We start from the raw sequence: 18,341 nt of genomic DNA, 5'->3' as shown, positions 1-18,341 counted from the left end.
CTCGCCGCGGCGGACGGACCCGCGCCGATACGCTATCTCATTCGGGCGGCGGCCGCGGAACTCCACATACTCATCGAGCGTGGCTCATGAAACTCGTGCTGATCGAAGGCGACGGCATCGGCCCGGAAGTCACCGCCGCGGCGTGCAAGGTCGTCGCGGCGGCCGGCGTGAAGATCGACTGGGTGAAGGCGGAGGCGGGGCTGGCCGCGGCGGAGAAGCTCGGCGAGCCGCTGCCGGAACAAACGCTCGACGCCATCCGGCAGCACCGCGTCGCGCTCAAAGGCCCCTGCACCACGCCGGTCGGCAAGGGGTTCCGCTCCATCAACGTCCGGCTTCGCCAGGGGCTGGACCTGTACGCCAGCGTGCGGCCGGTGAAGACGCTGCCGGGGCTGAAGGTCCCCTACGCCGGCGTGGACCTTGTCGTCGTCCGCGAGAACACGGAGGGGCTGTACGCCGGGCTGGAACACGTCGTCGTGCCGGGCGTCGTCGAGAGCCTACGGGTCATCACCCGGCCGGCGGCCGAGCGGATCGTCAGGTTTGCGTTCGAGTTCGCCCGGCAGCACGGCCGCCACCGGGTCACGTTCTGCCACAAGGCGGACGTGATGCGGTTGTCGGACGGGCTGTTCCTGGATTGCGCGCGGACCGTGGCCGACGAGTTCCCGTTCCTCGGCTTCGACGAGAAGGTGATCGACACCGTCTGCCTCGAGCTGGCCCTCGACCCGACGCGGTTCGACGTGCTCGTGATGGAGAACCTGTTCGGCGACGTGATTTCGGACCTGTGCGCCGGCCTCGTCGGCGGGCTGGGCGTCGTGCCGGGGGCGAACCTCGGGGCGCGGTACGCCGTGTTCGAGGCCGTCCACGGCAGCGCGCCGGACATCGCGGGGAAGGGCGTGGCGAACCCGGTCGCGGTCGTGCGGAGCGCGGCGATGTTGTTGGACCACGTCGGCGAGCGGGACGCGGCGGCGCGGATCGAGGCGGCGGTGATGAAGACGTTGGAGCGCGGGGTCGGGCTAACCCGCGACCTCGGCGGCGAGGGGACGACGGCAACGATCACGCGGGAGCTGATCGGGAATCTGAATGCGTAATGGGTGGACGAGGGCACTCGCGTAACGAGTGCCCTGTCGTCATTGCCCGGCGGAACGGATCACGATGAACACGGGGACCGTGTTCGGGCCGCGGTTTCCGCGGGCCTCGTGGAAATGCTTCACGTCTTTCGACAGCGACGGATGAAGGCGGACGGCCGGCTGGTACGTCAGCAAGATGGCGGCCTTCGGCGGGTCGGTCTTCTGGATCGCGGCCGCCACTTGGTCGAGCGTCTTCGCCGCGACGTGTCCGTTCGCCGCGTCCTTCGGCTTCTTCGCGACCGCGGCCAAGTCCACGTTCAGCATCGCCAGCGTGTCTTTCTGTTCCTGTTGGCCGGTCGGAAGAACGTGGACCGGGCCGAACACCTGTCCGTCCGGCGAGGTCTCCGCGGCCTGCTTCGTCGCGGCCGCGGCCAGCCACTTCGCGGCCTCGTCGGCGGTTAGCGCGTCGGTGTAGACCACCCACGTCGAGGGCATCTTTCGCTTCATCCGTTCGCCGGCGATCGTATCGACGATCACGTTGACGTTGGCCCCCTTCCCCGCCGCGACGAGCGCCTCGGCGGCGCGGGCCGAGTCCTTCGCGAACAGGTCGATTCGCGTCGCCGGCTCGCGATTCAGGTGCGCCCGGAGGGCCGTTTGCGATTCCTCGCGGGAGAGGTCAACGAACGGCATCAAGAGCGGCAGCTTCACGTCCACCCGGTCGAACGCCTTGACCTCGCTGCCGACCGGCGCGGCCATCACATTCGCTCCGGGCGTCGGCACGGCTTCGGGCTTCGGCTCGGTCCGGTCGGTCTTCGCCACGACCGCGGGGGAAACCGGCGGGTCCGGGATCGGCGAGACAAGCGGCTCCTCGGTAGCCACCGCGTTCGGCGTTGCCGTCGGTTTGACGGGCGGCGCGATCTTCGCCCCTTCTTTCGGGAGCTGTTGGACCTGCTTCGCCGCCGTCGGCCGCGGGTTGCGGCCGTCGCCGGTGCTGGCGAACCAGTACGTCCCGGATGCCACGGCGAGGAGGAACGACGCGGCCGTCGCCACCGGCAGCCACGAGCGGCGGGCCGGTTGCCGCGGCCGCGTCGGTTCGACCGACGGCAGGGCTTGAAGTTGCGCGAAGATCGACGGGTACAGGGTCGCCGGGGCGGAAACCTTCGGCAGCCCGGCGAGGCGGTCGCGGTCCTCGGCGAGCGCGTCGTACAGCGCCGCGGCCGGCTTCGAGGTCGCGACCAGGAACTCGAACGCGCGGCCCTCGTCCGGCGTCAGTTCGCCGTCCACGGCCGCGGTGATGAGGAGTTTGTCCGCTTCGCTCAGCATGGGTCTGGGGGTGTCCCACTCCGGTTACCGGTTCGCCGCGTCCGCGTCGTTCCGGGTCAGTTCGCCCACGGGTTCGCTACCCGCGTCCAACAGATTTCGCAACTCCAACCGCGCCCGGTGCAGCCGGCTCCGCACGGTGCCGATTGGCACGCCGGTTACGACCGCGATGTCCTCGTACTTCAGCCCGTCGAGGTCCTTCATCACCAACACGGCCCGGTGCTCGGTCGAGAGGCGGCGGATGGCGGCGTGCAGTTGCCGCTCGTCCTCCCCCTGCTCCATCGCCTCGCCGGGCGTGACGCCGTGGGACTCGTCGATCGGTTCCGCCACCGGCTGGCCCTTCCGGCCCGCGTCCAGGCTGACCGTCGCCCGCTTCTTCCGCTTCTGGCTGATGGCCGCGTTGAACGCGATCCGGTACAGCCAGGTGAAGAACTCGGCGTCGCCCTTGAACGACGCCAGCGACTGGTAGGCGTTCAGGAACGCGTCCTGGACCACGTCGTAAGCGTCGTCCGGCGTGTCCGCGATCCGTAGCGCCGCGTGGTAGAGCCGGTCCTGGTAACGGAGGACAAGCTGGCCGAACGCTTCCTTTCGGCCCTGCAAGCTCTCGGCGATGAGTCGGCGCTCGTCGATGTTCACGGCACGCGCACTTAGGACGGCAGAATCCGCGGAAAGGTTCCCGGTTCCGCCGCGAACTTTCTCCCCGCACTGTAGCCGAAAGGCTATCACACGGCGACGGTTCGGGCGGCGGGGAAATGGGGGATTTGCGGCCGGGCGGGTCGAACGTTGGCCGGATCGGAGGCGTCCGACCGGGTTCTACTTCGGCGGGGGATAGAATCCATTCCCCGAAAACACCTCCCGCCGGGTGGGGTGAGGGGCGTTTCTTCTTATTTCCGTCTCACAACCCGAAATAAGAAGAAACGACTCCCACCCCACTGGAAGGGGTGGTCGTTCTTAATTCCGGTCCGGGATTCGCCAGTACTTGTACCCCGCCCCCCCCCGCCCCGGCGCGCCCACAACTCGCCGCACCCGTTCTCCTGCACCTCCTCGAACCGCTTCACCCAAATCTCGTCCCGCGTCACAGCGACCGCCTCCGTGCCGAACGGGAAGATGCCGTTGTTCAAATGTACTGTGCGTGTGTATCCTAACCGGTGACCCCGAGGAACCCCCCGGTAATGGACAGCCAGAACATCGTCGTCCGCGGCGCGCGGGAACACAACCTCCGCAACATCAACCTCGAACTCCCCCGAAACAAGCTGATCGTGTTCACCGGCGTGAGCGGGTCCGGGAAGAGTTCGCTCGCCTTCGACACGCTGTACGCCGAGGGTCAGCGGCGGTACGTGGAATCGCTCTCCAGCTACGCCCGCCAGTTCCTCGGACAACTCCCGAAGCCGGACGTGGATTACATCGGGGGCCTCTCCCCGGCGATCAGCATCCAGCAGAAGTCGGCGAGCCGGAACCCGCGCTCGACCGTCGGCACGATCACGGAAGTGGCGGACTACCTCCGGGTGCTGTTCGCCCGCGTCGGCCAGGGGCACTGCCCGAAGTGCCAGCGGCCGATCACGGCGCAAACCCGCGAGCAGATCATCGACCGCATCCTGGCGCTGCCGGAGGGGACGCGGTTCCTGCTAATGGCCCCGGTCGTCCGCGGGCAGAAGGGGGAATTCAAGGACTTCTTCGCCGAGATGCTGAAGCGGGGGTACGTCCGCGCCCGCGTAGACGGGCAGGTCGTGAAGCTGGCCGACGACCTGAAGCTCGACAAGCGGATCAAGCACACCATCGAGATCGTCATCGACCGGCTGAAGGTGGACCCGAAGATTCGCACCCGACTCGCGGAGGCGGTCGAGTTGTCGCTCGGCATGGCCGACGGCGGGGTGATCGTCGCCGTCGAGGCGGAGGGGGACGCGAAGCCGGAGGAGATGTTACTCTCGGCGAACTACGCCTGCACGCATTGCAACATCGGGTACGAGCCGCCGACGCCGCAGCTGTTCAGCTTCAACAGCCCGCAGGGGATGTGCCCGGACTGCGACGGCCTCGGCACGAAGTACACGTTCGACCCCACCCTTCTGATCCCGGACACCGGCAAGAGCTTCTACGACGGCGCGGTCCCGCTCGTCGGCCCGCTCAAGGGGATGGGCCGGTGGCGGAAGCATATCTTCGAGGGCGTCGGCAAGTCGCTCGGCATCGACCTGAAGACGCCGTGGAAAGACCTGCCGCGGGAGCATCAGGAGTTGATGTTGAACGGCGGCGGCGACCGGCACGTCGTTTGGGAGTGGAAGCAGCGCGGCGGCAAGGTCTGGAAACACGGCGGCAAGTGGGAAGGGGTAGTGCCCCAGATGCTGTCGCAGTTCAAGAAGACGGCCGCCGGGCCGCGGCGGGCGCAGCTCGAAAAGTACATGAGCATGGGCAAGTGTACCGCGTGCCACGGCCAGCGGCTGAACCCGCAGGCGCGGGCCGTCCGCATCTGCGGCAAGACGCTCGTCGAACTCGGCAAGATGCCCATCGGTGACCTCGTGCCGTGGTTCGAGAAGATGGAGGCGGAGCTGTCGCCGGTCCACCGGCACATTTGCGCGGAGCTGCTGAAGGAGATTCGCGCTCGCCTCGGGTTCCTTTTGAACGTCGGGCTGCATTACCTGAGCCTCGACCGCGCTGCCCCGACGCTCTCCGGCGGCGAGACGCAGCGGATCCGACTCGCGGGGCAGATCGGCAGCGGCCTCGTCGGCGTGCTGTACATCCTGGACGAGCCGAGCATCGGCCTCCACCCGCGGGACAACGAGCGGTTGCTTCGCAGCCTCGAACGGCTTCGCGACATGGGGAACACGGTCCTCGTCGTGGAGCACGACGAGGACACGATGCGGGCGGCCGACTACCTTGTGGACTTCGGCCCCGGCCCCGGCGTTCGCGGCGGACAGATCGTCGCCGCCGGTTCACCCGACGAAGTCTTCGCCAACCCCGACAGCCCGACGGGTCAGTACCTCACCGGGGCGAAGGAGATCGCCGTCCCGAAGGAGCGGCGGCAGCCGACCGGCCAGGCGATCAAGGTCGTCGGCGCGCGGCACAACAACTTGAAGAACGTGACGGTCGAGATTCCCCTCGGCCAGTTCGTCGTCGTCACCGGCGTCAGCGGGTCCGGTAAGTCGTCGCTCGTGAACGACATCCTGATGGAAGCCCTGACCGGTGGGCATCACGAATCGGACGAGGAAAACGGGGACGAAATCGTTCACAGCATCGGCGACCACGACAAGATTCTCGGCCGCGAACTGATCGACAAGGTGATCGACATCGACCAGACGCCGATCGGCCGGACGCCGCGGTCGAACCCGGCGACGTACATCAAGCTGTTCGACGAGATCCGCCAGCACTTCGCGAAGATGGCGGACGCGAAGGTCCGCGGCTACCAGCCCGGCCGGTTCAGCTTCAACGTCCCCGGCGGCCGGTGTGAGGCGTGCCAGGGCAACGGCTCCAACCGGCTGGAGATGGACTTCCTCGCCGACGTGTGGGTGACGTGCCCGGTCTGCGAGGGGAAGCGGTTCAACCGCGAGACGCTGCAGGTGAAGTACCGCGGCAGTTCGATCCACGACGTACTGGAGATGGAGGTCGCGCAGGCGCTCGAGCACTTCGAGCACGCCCCGAAGATTCGGCCGATGTTGCAGACGCTTCATGACGTGGGCCTCGACTACATCAAACTCGGCCAGCCGTCCCCGACCCTGTCCGGCGGCGAGGCGCAGCGGATCAAGCTCGCGAAGGAACTGTGCCGCCAGAGCACCGGCAAGACGCTCTACATCCTGGACGAGCCGACGACCGGGCTGCACTTCGAGGACATTCGCAAGCTGCTGGACGTGCTGCACGGGTTCGTCGCGGCCGGGAACACGGTCCTCGTCATCGAGCACAACCTCGATGTCATCAAGACGGCCGACTGGCTGATCGACATGGGGCCGGAGGGCGGTAGCGGCGGCGGCCGCGTCGTCGCCGTCGGCACGCCGGAGCAGGTCGCTCGCAACAAGGAGTCGCACACGGGGCGGGCGCTGGCCCCCCTGCTCTTCCCTGTTAAGAAAACAGAGGTCAGAAGTCCGAGGTCAGAGGTCAGGAAGCAGGCCGAAGAAAGAATCACGCACCTGGAGGTGACCGGAGCGCAGCAGCACAACTTGAAGAACGTGTCGGCCCGCATCCCGCGGGAGAAGATGAGCGTCTTCTGCGGGCCGTCCGGGTCGGGGAAGTCATCGCTGGCGCTCGACACGATCTACGCTGAGGGACAGCGACGGTACGTTGAGTCGCTTTCGAGTTACGCCCGGCAGTTCCTGGGACAGGTGCAAAAGCCGAAGGTCGAGCACATCACCGGCCTGTCGCCGGCGGTCAGCATCGAGCAGAAGACGACGAGCAAAAGCCCCCGTTCGACCGTCGGCACGATCACCGAAATCTACGACTACCTCCGCATCCTGTACGCCCGCCTCGGCCAACGGTACTGCCCGAAGTGCGACATCCCCATCGGCACACAGACCGCCGATGAGATCGTCGAGAAAATCCTCGGCCTGCCGGAAGGGACGAAGCTCTACGTGATGGCCCCGCTCGAGCGGAAGGGGCAGGAGAAGTACGAGACGCTGTTCGACGAGATCCGCCGGGCTGGATTCGTGCGGATGCGGATCGACGGCAAGTCGTACAGCCTGGACGAGCCGCCGGCCATCGACCACAAGCGGAAGCACCGCGTCGAGGTCGTCGTGGACCGCAACGTCGTGCGGCCCGGCACGCGGACGCGGATCGCGGAGGCCGTCGAGCAGTCGCTCGACCTCGGCCGCGGGGTGATGCACCTCGCCTACGTGGACGCGGAGAAGGACGAGACGAAGTGGAAGGTCGAGACGTACTCGCAGCACCTCGCGTGCGACCGGTGCGGCACGAGCTACGAGCAGTTGAACCCGCACAACTACTCGTTCAACAGCCCGCTCGGGTGGTGTCCGACGTGCGAGGGCCTCGGGTTCCAGCGGGGGGCGAACGCGAACCTGCTCGTCGGCGACTCGGCGAAGTCGATCCGCGCCGGCGCAATCACCGCGTGGCCGGAGTTGGACCGGGGCAGTGCGTGGCTACCGTTCGCGGAGGCGATTGCGAAGCACGCCGGGTTTTCGCTCGATACGCCGTTCGCGGAGTTGGCCCCTGACCAGCAGCGGGCCGTGATGCACGGTACGGGCGAGACGTGGCTGCCGCTCGACCAGAAGGGCAAGGCAAAGGCCGTTCCCAAGTTCCAATACAAGGGCCTCTTCCCCGCCGTGGACGAGGCGTCGCGGGTCAGCTTTGTCTACCGGGCGCGGCTCGAACACCTCGTCGATGAAGTCCCCTGCTCCGCGTGCCGCGGGTCGCGGCTGCGGTCGGACGCGGCAGCCACCCGGTTCGCCGACCGCACCCTCGGGGACATGGGCCAGCTCCCGCTCCGCGAGACGCTCGGCGTCTTCGACAAGCTCAAGCTGTCGAAGTCCGACCGGCAGGTCGCCGGCGAAATCCTCCGCGAGATCACGAACCGGCTGAAGTTCCTCGTGGACGTTGGCCTCGATTATCTGTCCCTGTCGCGGCCGGGGCCGACGCTCTCCGGCGGCGAGGCCCAGCGCATCCGGCTCGCGTCGCAAATCGGTAGCGGCCTCACCGGTGTCTTGTACGTGCTGGACGAGCCGACCATCGGCCTGCACCCGCGGGACAACCGGCGGCTCTTGCGGGCGCTACACCACCTCCGCGACCTGGGGAACACGCTCGTCGTCGTCGAGCACGACCGCGAGGTCATCGCGTCGGCCGACCACCTGCTCGACTTCGGCCCCGGCGCGGGCGACCACGGCGGCGAGATCACCGCGGCCGGGCCGGTCAAGGGTGTGTTGAAGTCGAAGGACTCGCTGACCGGCAAGTACCTGTCCGGGGCGATGTCGATACCCGTCCCGACGAACCGCCGCGTCGTCGCCGAGCCGTTCGCCGGTCCGGTCCCGACGCGGGACGAGGTGCTGGCCCGCGCCCCGGCCGGGGCGACCATCGACGTGATCGGCGCGCGGCAGAACAACCTCCGCAACATCGACGTGAGCTTCCCGCTCGGCGCGTTCGTCGCCGTCACCGGCGTCAGCGGGTCCGGCAAGTCGTCGCTCATCAACGAGGTGCTGTACAACACGCTCGCCCGGAAGCTGAACCGCGCCCGCACCGCCGGGGCCGCCCTCGACGACGTTCGCGGGCTGGAGAACGTGGACAAGGTCATCAACGTGGACCAGGACCCGATCGGCAACTCGCCGTCGTCCAACCCGGCCACGTACACCGGCGTGTTCGACCTGATCCGCGAGCTGTTCTCCCGGCTGCCGGAATCGAAAGTCCGCGGCTACCACCCGCGGCGGTTCAGCTTCAACCAGAAGGGCGGCCGGTGCGAGGCGTGCGAGGGGATGGGCCAAAAGCGGATCGAGATGCACTTCCTGCCGGACGTGTGGGTCGAGTGCGACACCTGCCACGGCAGCCGGTACAACCCGGAAACGTTAGCCGTCCGGTTCCACGGCCGGTCAATCTCGGACGTGTTGAACATGCGCATCGCGGACGCCCTCGCGCTGTTCGACAACATCCCGAAGATCCGCGTCGTTCTGCAAACGCTGGCGGACGTGGGCCTCGGGTACATGGCCCTCGGTCAGTCCGCGCCGACGATGAGCGGCGGGGAGGCGCAGCGGGTGAAGCTCGCGGCCGAGCTGTCCCGGCCGAGCACCGGGCGGACGCTCTATGTGCTGGACGAGCCGACGACCGGCCTGCACTTCGACGACGTGCGGAAGCTGCTCGACGTGCTGCACCGGCTGGCCGACCTCGGCAACACGGTCATCGTCGTCGAGCATAACCTGGACGTGATGAAGTCGGCCGACTGGATTCTCGACATCGGCCCGGAGGCTGGGTCCGGCGGTGGTCATGTCGTCGTGCAGGGGACACCGGAGCAAGTCGTCGAGCAGTCCAAAAAGGACGGAATCATCTCGCACACGGCGGAAATCCTGGCGGCCGTGTTGGCGGCCGGGCCGCGGCAGAAGCGGGAGCGGTACGACCCGAAGAAGGCGCTGGCCGCGAAGGTCGGGGACATCGACATCACGCAGGTCGGGGACGACGCGCTGCTGCCCTGGGAGGAGGACGGCCCGCGGTGGCACACGAAGGACCGCGTGACCAGCACCGGCAAGCCGGCGAAGTGGGACGGGGCCGTCCTCGCGTTCGTCGAGGAGGAGGTCCACAAGCTCGGCACGTTCTCGGAGACGAACTGGAAGCACCGAAGCGTCGTCGAGGTCGCGGCCGAGACGAAGTCCCACGGCTGGTTCCTGCACGCCCTGACAGGGCACGAGGCGTACCTGAAGCTCGTCTTCCGCGTCGGCCGCGGAACGTTCAAGGAGGCCGACCTCGCTGCGGCCCTCGGCTACCCGCCGCTGTCCGACACGCCGGGGTTGGAGGGGTTCGCCCGCGACGGCAACCGCGTCGAGGTGGCGACCTCGCCGGGGCTGCAACAAGTGGTGCTGATCGTCCACAAGATGGACGACGTGAAGACTCCCGCGTTCCGGGCCTTCCTCAAGAAGGCGGCCGAGGCGTTCGCGAAGATGATGGCGAACGACAAGGCGGGCGTCGAGGACCACATGCCGTGGAAGAAGGACGGCGAGAAGTGGCACCTCGGCGAGAAGGGCTTCCCGCCGGGCCGGAAGCTCAAGTGGGACCGCGCCGCCCTACCCCTGTTTTTGAAGCAAATTCGCGACGCGGCCCCGGAATTGGACGTGAAGTGGGACAGTCGGGACCACATCCTGTTACGGCTGCCGAGGGCGTCGAAGGCGTTCGCATGGTTCCGAACGAAGGAGGCGGACAGCCTGGTGTGCAACTTCGTCGTGCGGATCGGGCAGTTGAACCTCGCCCGCGTCGAGGGGTTCTGCCGGAACGCGGAGCTGGCCAACGACCGGTCCGACGGCAGCCAGGTGTTGAAGCTGGAGTTCACGTCGGCCGAGCCGCTGCGGTCGAAGGCGGTCGGCGAGTTCCTCCGCGAGTACCTCGCCGCGTTCGCGAAGGCTACGGCGTGACCTCGAACACGAGTTTGTTGAGGAACAACAGCGACCGGTCGCCGTGCTCGTAGAACTGCTCCAGCATCACGTCCATGTCCTGCGGGATCACCTTCGGCTTGTACCCGCGGGGCACGTCCGTGTTGATCCGCACGCTCACCGGCTTCGTCCAGTCGATCATCTCGCGATCGAGCCAGACCGTCACGCTCTTCAGCCCCCGGCTGCTGATCCGGATTTCGTTCCCCTGAACGATGTCGGCCTTCAGTTCCGCGGGGACGAAACTCCGGTCGCGGTTCGTCTGGAGGTTGGGCTGATTCACTTCGTCCGTGCCGACCCAGTAGAACCGGTTGTCCGCCTTCCGCATGATCGACCACGGCTCGACGGCGAACTGGTTCAGCCGGAGGACGGCCGTGCCGGTCGCCCGCTTCTTCAACCGCATCCAGTCGAACATGAGGTGCAGGTCACCGCTGTACCACTCCATGCCGCGGCCGCGGTACACGGTCGCGAGGGCCGGGAATCCCTTGTGCATCCAATTCTCAAAGATCGACCGCACGTTATCCAGCCCCGCACCGCCGAGTGCGCCCTGGGCCAAATACACCGGCAGCTTCTGGCAGTTCCGCCAGTAGTGCATCATCATGTTAAAGTATTTCGGGTTCGACCCCATCCCCACGAGTCCCGCGAACAGGTCCGGGTGCGACGCCCCCACGTCGAGGGCGAAGTTCGCCCCCTCGCCGAAGCCGAACAGGAACACGCGGTCGTTGTCCACGCGGTAGTGGCGGATCAGGCTCCGCAGCGTGGCCTGGACCTTGTAGTGCTGGTCGCCGGACCAGTCGTACCGCTGGTCGAACCCGCCGACCCACAGCGGGGCCGCGAGGATGAACCCGTTGCGGTCGGCCTCGTAGGCCAAGAGGCTGATGAGCTGTTCCGGCGGGATCGAGTTGTGCGTAAGCGCGATCAGTACCGGGTACGCGCGGCCGTGGTGGTACTCGCTCGGCAGCCGGACCAGATAATCGACGCCGGACGCCGTTTCCTTTATGGGTCCGGTGTTACGCCGGAAGATGCCGGGGACCGTCCGGTCGTTGGCGGGCAGGGCCACGCCGCCGGGGTTCGCCAGGTTCTCCGGCCGGGCGGGCGGCAGGTACTTGATGACCTGCGACAGCACGTCCGCCGTGACCGGCTTGCCGGACTTTTGCATCTTCGCGAAGACGGCCCGCCGCTCGTTGAGGATGTCCTCGTTCTGGTACGCGGTCAGCGTCTCCCGCCACTGCCAGAGGCGGAGGGCGTTCTCGACGTTGTTGTCCGCACCGTTCGGCCCCATGACCCAGCCGCTGATGGCGAGGGCGACCAGCCGCTCCGGCCGCTCGCCGCCGCTCCCGCCGGCCTTGCGCTGCCTCTCGACGCCCTCGGCGAGCTTGCGGAAGATGTCGATGCGGTCCGCGTTGTCCGGGTGCAACTCGGCGACCACCTGCTCGCCGGCGTCGAGGAGCCGTTGCGCCTCGGGCGGGAGTTGCTTTCGGCCGACGAGCGTGCCGACGCCCCCGCCGACCGCCCCGGCCGGCGCGAGCTTGCCGGCCGCCAGCTCGTCGAGCGTGGCCGCGAGGAGGCGCTTCGATTTCTCGTAGGGCGGCTGGACGATTTCGAGTTCCGCCTTCAACTTCGCGAACCGGTCCGTCAGGTCGGCGGTCGCCGCCTTGGCGTCGAACGCGGCGACGATGTTCTTCCCGGCCGCGTACCGGCCGGCGGCCTTCGCGACCTCCAGCTCGTCCACGAGCAACTTCGCCTCGGCCTTCGCGATGGCGGCCTGGAGCTTGTCGAGCGTTTCCGTCTGCTCCTTCGTCCACGCGGCGGGGATGTCCTTCTTGGCCCGCGCGATCTCGGCCTTGGCCGCGTCCAGGAAGTCGCCCTGGTAGAAGAAGTGCGCGATCGCTAGCCGCTTCGTCGCGTCCGGCTTCCCCTTCTCGTCCAGGTCGGGGTGCGTCACCAACAGCGCGCGGACGGCGGCCGGGCCGAGTTCGCGGGTCGAGAAGTACGGGTGCCACTTGTGCGTCCGCGACACGACGATCATTCGCTTCGGGCCGAGGACGCGGATGACCTGCTCGATGGTCTGGAAGTCGCGGACGTTGGTTTCGACGCGGATGTTCCGCTTCCAGTCCTTGTCGTAGTCGTCCGCCTTGAAGCTACGGGTGAAGTTGGGCAACGATTGTTGTTGCTTGAGATTGACGGTGCGGCCGTACTCCTTCAAATCTTCGAGGCCCTTGACGTTCTGCTGAATCTCGGCCGCCTGCTTCTGGTGCCGCGAGAAGATCCACCACCGCAGGCCGTCGTCGAGGATGTCGAATCCCTTGTTTTTGGGGATCGAGAAACTGAACCCGTTCTGTGCGTCGCTGATCCGCTCCTGTTCCTTGTAGACCGTCCCTTCGAGGACGAACCCGTCGCGGAAGATGACGCGGTCCACCGCCGGGGCCGTGACGGTGGTGACGCCCACGGCGAACAGGGCGATTAACAAGGCGGGGCGTCGCGCGCGGCGGGACATGGTGCGGCCTCGGGTCCGGGCGGAATCGGTAATCTCATTGTTCCTGCCCCCAACGCCGGGTCAAGCCGGGCGTTGCAATTGGTGGGCGAATGCCCGACAATGGACGGAGCGGCGCGGGAACGCGATTACCCCAGAACGACAACGGCGTCGCGGCTTGCGCGTTGGAGTGCGAACGAATGCCGATCCAATTTCGGTGCCCGGCGTGCGACCGCATGTTGGGCATCGCCCGCCGAAAAGCCGGCACGACAGTGAAGTGCCCCCGTTGCTCCGCCGAGGTCCGCGTGCCGGCCCTCGCGGGCATGGCCGTGGAAACCAACGGCCCCGTCGGGGCGGCCCCGGCCATCCCGAAGTCGCCGCCCGGCCTGCCGGTCGCGCCCCGGACCGTCCCTCTCAACCAACCACGGCCGGTCGAGAAGAAACTCGACTCGATGCCGCTGTTCGAGCGGCCGGACTTTGAATCGCTGTTGAACCCCGCCGTCGAGAACGCGAAGCCGAACGCCGAACCGGCCGCCGAGGAGAAACAGCCTTACGAGCCGCCCCGTCGGGCCAAGCGGCGGGAACGGGACGAAATCGAAGAGGCGATTGATGTCGAGGAGCTGACGAACACGATCGTGCTGACCCGCACGAAGCTGACCGTCGCGGCGGCGGTCGTGGCGGTGCTACTGGGCGTCGCGTTCGCCGCCGGTTACGTCCTGGCGTCCACGATGTTGACGAAGGAAAAGGGGTCGTCGGCCAACCCCGTCGAGAACGTCCCCGGCCGCGGCGGGAAGTACCTCGAAGGCTGACCGTCACTTCACGACGCGGATCATGTGACTGAGCGTGTCGCCGATGTAAACGGCCCCGTCGCGGACGGCGACGCCGTGCGGCCGGCCCAGGGTCGCGGCCGTTGCCGGGCCGCCGTTCCCCCGCCCCGGCGACTTCGTGCGGCCCTTCCCCGCCGCCGTCGTGACGATCCCGGTCTTCGCATCGATCCGGCGGATGGTTTCGTTTTCCGTGTCCACGACGAACACGGTCCCGTTCTTGTCGATGTCGATTTCCTTCGGCCCGTCGAACGTGGCGTCCTTCGCCGGGCCGCCGTCGCCGGTGAATCCTTTCTTGCCGGTCCCGGCGAACCGCTCGATGGTCCCTTTCGCGAAGTCGATCCGCCGGACGCAGTTGCCCTCCCGCTCGACGACAAACAGCGACCCGTCCGGACCGACTGCGACGGCCCGTGGGCCGTTGAGGGTTGCCTTCGCGACCGGGCCGCCGTCGCCGGCCGTCGCCTTCTTGCCACTGGTTCCGCAGGCCGTGCCGATGGTCCCGGCCTTCAGGTCGATCACGCGGACCCGTTGGTCCTTCACGTCCGCGACGTAGAGCTTGCCCTTGCCGTCGAGGCACAGGCCGTTCGGCTCCGCGAACGCGGCCTTGTCGGCCGGGCCGCCGTCCTCCGACTTCCCGGTCTTGCCGGTCCCCGCGAGGGTGCGGATGGTTTGTTCCTTCGCATCCACGACGCGGATGGAGAAATTGAGCCGGTCCACGATGTAGAGGTTGCCGTCGGAGTCGAGTTCGATGCCGTAGGGTTCGTTCAACTCCGCCTTCGTCGCGGGGCCGCCATCGCCGGAATACCCCTTCCTTCCGCTTCCCGCCACCGTCGTGATCGTGCCCATCTTTGCATCGACGCGGCGGACGACGTGGTTGTTCGTGTCCGAGAAGTACAGGTTGCCGGCCGCGTCGAAAGCCACGTCGAACGGGTTGTCGAGCTGTGCCGCCGCCGCCGGGCCGCCGTCCCCGGTGTACCCCTTCTGGCCGGTCCCGGCGAACGACGCGATCGTACCCGGCGGGGCCGCGAGCACGGCGGAGATGAACAGCGTCGCGATCATGGTCAGCCCTCGTAGCGGATGAGTAGGTCACCGCCTTGCACTTGCGACCCCGGCTTCACGATCACCTCGGCGACCTTCGCGGCCCGGTCCGCGTAGATGGTCGATTCCATCTTCATCGCTTCCATCGTCACCAACTTCTGTCCTGCCGCGACTTCCTCCCCGGCCGACACCGCGACCGCCACCACCGCCCCCGGCATCGGCGCGCCGACCTGGAGCGGGTTGCCCGGCTCGGCCTTCCGCCGCACGGCCGTGGCCGTCTTCGCCAGCGACCGGTCCTCGACCATCACCTCGCGGGGTTGGCCGTTGAGTTCAAAGCCGACGGACCGACGCCCGTCCTCGTGCGGCTCGCCGACGGTCAGGAAGCGGATGATGAGCGTCTTCCCCGGCTCGATCTCTACGCTGACTTCCTCGCCCTTTTGCATCCCGTAGAAGAAGACTGGAGTGGGCAGCACACTCAGGTCTGAGAAGCGGTTCTGTTGGTCCGCGAAGTCCTGGTACACCTTTGGGTAGAGCAGGTACGACACCACGTCCTGGTCGGTCGGCTTGCGGCCGAGCTTCGGCTCGATGGCCTTGCGTGCGGCCTCGAAGTCGGCCGGCGGCAGGCTCGCCCCGGCCCGCTCGGTTAGCGGCTTCCGGCCCCGCAGCACGCGGGATTGCAGCGCGGGCGGGAAGCCGCCGGGCGGCAGGCCGATCTTTCCCTCGAAGAATTCGACGACGGATTCCGGGAACGCGACTTCCCGCTTCGGGTCGAGCACGTCCGCGGCCGTCAGGTTGTTCGCCATCATGAAGAGGGCCATGTCACCCACGACCTTCGAGGTGGGCGTCACCTTCACGATGTCCCCGAACATCTGGTTCACGGCCGCATAGGTGCGACACACTTCCGGCCATCGGTCGCCGAGGCCGAGCGACTTCGCCTGTTGCATCAGGTTCGTCGCCTGGCCACCGGGCATCTCGTGCAGGTACACGTCCGCCGACGCCGCGAGCTGGCCCGCCTCGAACGGCTTATAGTAGCCGCGGACCTCTTCCCAGTAGATCGCCGTCTTTTGCAACTCGTCGAACGACAGTTGGGGGTCGCGGTCGTGGAACCGCATTGCCTCGGCTAGCGCGTTCAGGCTCGGCTGTGCCGTCACGCCGGACAGCGGGGCGAACGCGCAATCGACGATGCTCACCCCCTCCTCGGCGGCCATCACGTAGGACGCGATCTGGCCGCCGGCGCTGTCGTGCGTGTGGAAGTGGATCGGCACGCCGACCTCCTCCCGAAGCGCCTTCACCAGCTTCTTCGCGGCGTATGGCTTGAGCAGCCCGGCCATGTCCTTGATCGCGAGAAGGTGCGTGCCGAGCTTCGCCAACTCCTTCGCAAGATCGACGAAGTATTTCAGCGTGTATTTGTCACGCTTCGGGTCGAGGATGTCGCCGGTGTAGCAGACGCACGCCTCGGCCAGGGCGTCCGTCTCCCGCACGGCGTCGATGGCGAGCTTCAGGTTCGGCAGCCAGTTGCAGGCGTCGAAGATGCGGAACACGTCCATGCCCGCGGCGGCCGACTCCTTCACGAACGCCTTCACCACGTTGTCCGGGTAGTTCGTGTACCCGACGGCGCTGGCGGCCCGTAGGAGCATCTGGAAAAGGATGTTCGGAACCCGCGCCCGCAGGTCCGCGAGCCGGTCCCAGGGCGACTCCTTGAGGAACCGCATGCTGGTGTCGAACGTGGCCCCGCCCCACATTTCGAGCGAGAAAAAGTCGGCGTGCCGCCGGGCGTACTCCGGGGCGACGTGCAGCATGTCGTAGGTCCGCATCCGCGTCGCGAGCAGCGACTGGTGCGCGTCCCGCATCGTCGTGTCGGTGACGAGCAGCCGCTTCTGGTTCTTGACCCACTCGACGAACTTCGCGTGGCCGAGCTTCTTGAAAAGGTCCCGCGTTCCTTCCGGAAGGCCCGCCGGCTTCCCGGAAACGAGTTGCTGGACCGGCGAGGCATGGTACGGGACTTCCCCCTTCCCCGCGGGGATTTGCGGCTTCTCCTTCACCTCCGGGTGGCCGTTCACGATCACGTCGGCGATGTACGACAGCAACTTCGTCGCGCGGTCCTGGCGGGCGACGAACTTGAACAGCTCCGGCGTCTCGTCGAGGAACTTCGTCGTCACGCTGCCGTCGAGGAACTTCGGGTGCGTGACGAGGTTCAGCACGAACGGGATGTTCGTCTTCACGCCGCGGACGCGGAACTCTTGCAGGCTCCGCTCCATCCGCCGGGCGGCGTCGCTGAACCGCAGGCCGGACGCGGTAACCTTCACGAGCAGCGAGTCGTAGTACGGGGTGATGACCGCCCCGCCGAACGCGGTGCCGGCGTCGAGCCGGATGCCGGGGCCGCTCGCGGACCGGTAGGCGCTCAGGCGGCCGTAGTCCGGTGTAAAGTTGTTTGCCGGGTCCTCGGTCGTGACGCGGGCCTGGATCGCGTAGCCCTGGACCTTCACCGCCGCCTGGTCGCCGAGGCCGATCTCCGGGTTCGACAGTGGCGTCCCCTGCGCGACGAGGATTTGCGTGCGAACGATGTCGTACCCGGTGACGGCCTCCGTGACCGTGTGCTCGACCTGGATCCGCGGGTTCACCTCGATGAAGTAGAACTGCTTCGTGTCGCTGTCGTAGAGGAACTCGACCGTGCCGGCGTTGTCGAGGCCGACGGCCTTGCCGATGGCGACGGCGGCGTCGAGGATTTGCTGCCGCACGTCGGCCGGGAGGTTCGGGGCCGGGGCGAGTTCGACGACCTTCTGATGCCGCCGCTGGATCGAGCAGTCCCGCTCGAACAGGTGGACCAGCCCGCCGTGCCGGTCACCGATGAGCTGGACCTCGATGTGCTTGGCCCGCTGGACGAGCTTTTCCAGGAACACGTCCGAGATGCCGAACGCCGCACCGGCCTCCCGCCGGGCGGAGTCGATGGCCTCTTCGAGTTTGTCGGCCGTCATGACGGGCCGCATCCCACGGCCGCCGCCGCCCATCGCGGCCTTCACCATGACCGGGTAGCCGAGCTTCTCCGCGAGGGCCTTCGCGTCGGCAATCTCCGAGACCGGCTTGTCGCTGCCGGAGAGGACGGGGACCTTCGCCTGTTGCGCGATGTGGCGGGCCGCGACCTTGTCGCCGAGGGAGTCGAGGATTTCCGGCTTCGGGCCGACGAATATGATCCCGGCGGCGGCACACGCCCGCGCGAACGCGGCATTCTCGCTCAGGAACCCGTAGCCGGGGTGGATGGCATCGACGCCGACTTCCTTCGCGAGCGCGACGATGCCGGGGATGTCGAGGTAGGCACGGATCGGCTCGCCGGGCTTGCCGACGCGGTACGCCTCGTCCGCCTTGAACCGGTGGAGCGCGAACCGGTCCTCGTGCGAGTAGATCGCAACGGTTCGGATGCCGAGTTCGTGGGCCGAGCGGAAGACGCGGATGGCGATTTCACTGCGGTTGGCGACGAGAAGTTTTTTGAACGTCGTCACGGACGTGGACATAGAATTCCCTTCACGGTGCGTCGCGGGGAAGGATACGGATTCCGGCTGCAATCAGAAGAGGG

General features: G+C 67.4%; 8 protein-coding genes. 3 read left to right on the top strand and 5 right to left on the bottom strand.

Translation table 11 applies throughout. From position 1 onward, the window contains the following. The first annotated feature begins 86 nt into the window (after positions 1-86). Positions 87-1,085, top strand: a complete 999-nt coding sequence (locus AC5JJ2_RS10590; protein WP_495857954.1) for an isocitrate/isopropylmalate dehydrogenase family protein — start codon at positions 87-89, stop codon at positions 1,083-1,085. Positions 1,086-1,124: 39 nt separating this feature from the next. Here the strand turns inward: AC5JJ2_RS10590 and AC5JJ2_RS10585 are convergent, their stop codons facing one another. Together AC5JJ2_RS10585 and AC5JJ2_RS10580 are read right to left on the bottom strand one after the other, a co-directional pair. After that, on the bottom strand, positions 1,125-2,387 hold the full coding sequence (locus AC5JJ2_RS10585) for an anti-sigma factor family protein (RefSeq protein WP_495857953.1): 1,263 nt from the start codon (positions 2,385-2,387) through the stop codon (positions 1,125-1,127). 24 nt (positions 2,388-2,411) lie between these two features. Next, on the bottom strand, positions 2,412-3,020 hold the full coding sequence (locus AC5JJ2_RS10580) for a sigma-70 family RNA polymerase sigma factor (RefSeq protein ID WP_495857952.1): 609 nt from the start codon (positions 3,018-3,020) through the stop codon (positions 2,412-2,414). Positions 3,021-3,556: 536 nt separating this feature from the next. Here AC5JJ2_RS10580 and uvrA point away from each other — a divergent pair. After that, the gene (uvrA, locus tag AC5JJ2_RS10575; RefSeq protein WP_495857951.1) at positions 3,557-10,420 is read left to right on the top strand and encodes an excinuclease ABC subunit UvrA; all 6,864 of its coding nucleotides are present in this window, start codon (positions 3,557-3,559) and stop codon (positions 10,418-10,420) included. On the opposite strand, the gene AC5JJ2_RS10570 is transcribed toward uvrA, so the two are convergent. Then, positions 10,410-12,932, bottom strand: a complete 2,523-nt coding sequence (locus tag AC5JJ2_RS10570; RefSeq protein ID WP_495857950.1) for a hypothetical protein — start codon at positions 12,930-12,932, stop codon at positions 10,410-10,412. The two genes, uvrA and AC5JJ2_RS10570, sit on opposite strands and share 11 nt — an antisense overlap. 176 nt (positions 12,933-13,108) lie before the next feature. Between AC5JJ2_RS10570 and AC5JJ2_RS10565 the strand changes: the two genes are divergently transcribed. Next, on the top strand, positions 13,109-13,717 hold the full coding sequence (locus AC5JJ2_RS10565; protein WP_495857949.1) for a hypothetical protein: 609 nt from the start codon (positions 13,109-13,111) through the stop codon (positions 13,715-13,717). Between the two features lie 3 nt (positions 13,718-13,720). Here AC5JJ2_RS10565 and AC5JJ2_RS10560 read toward each other — a convergent pair whose 3' ends face one another. Further along, positions 13,721-14,791, bottom strand: coding sequence for an NHL domain-containing protein (locus AC5JJ2_RS10560; protein ID WP_495857948.1), 1,071 nt, complete (start codon positions 14,789-14,791; stop codon positions 13,721-13,723). A 2-nt stretch (positions 14,792-14,793) separates the two neighbouring features. Then, positions 14,794-18,279: a pyruvate carboxylase gene (locus tag AC5JJ2_RS10555; protein ID WP_495857947.1), complete on the bottom strand. Its 3,486-nt coding sequence runs from the start codon at positions 18,277-18,279 to the stop codon at positions 14,794-14,796. Between the last annotated feature and the right edge of the window lie 62 nt (positions 18,280-18,341).

This window comes from Limnoglobus sp. (assembly GCF_059499385.1).
Note: the sequence above shows the minus strand (reverse complement) of the source record. Positions and strands in the feature narration are given on the sequence as shown.

Coding starts and splice junctions, on each gene's coding strand:
- AC5JJ2_RS10590 (WP_495857954.1), top strand. CDS start 87: ATGAAACTCGTGCTGATCGAAGGCGACGGCATCGGCCCGGAAGTCACC.
- AC5JJ2_RS10565 (WP_495857949.1), top strand. CDS start 13,109: ATGCCGATCCAATTTCGGTGCCCGGCGTGCGACCGCATGTTGGGCATC.
- AC5JJ2_RS10555 (WP_495857947.1), bottom strand. CDS start 18,279: ATGTCCACGTCCGTGACGACGTTCAAAAAACTTCTCGTCGCCAACCGC.
- AC5JJ2_RS10585 (WP_495857953.1), bottom strand. CDS start 2,387: ATGCTGAGCGAAGCGGACAAACTCCTCATCACCGCGGCCGTGGACGGC.
- AC5JJ2_RS10570 (WP_495857950.1), bottom strand. CDS start 12,932: ATGTCCCGCCGCGCGCGACGCCCCGCCTTGTTAATCGCCCTGTTCGCC.
- uvrA (WP_495857951.1), top strand. CDS start 3,557: ATGGACAGCCAGAACATCGTCGTCCGCGGCGCGCGGGAACACAACCTC.
- AC5JJ2_RS10560 (WP_495857948.1), bottom strand. CDS start 14,791: ATGATCGCGACGCTGTTCATCTCCGCCGTGCTCGCGGCCCCGCCGGGT.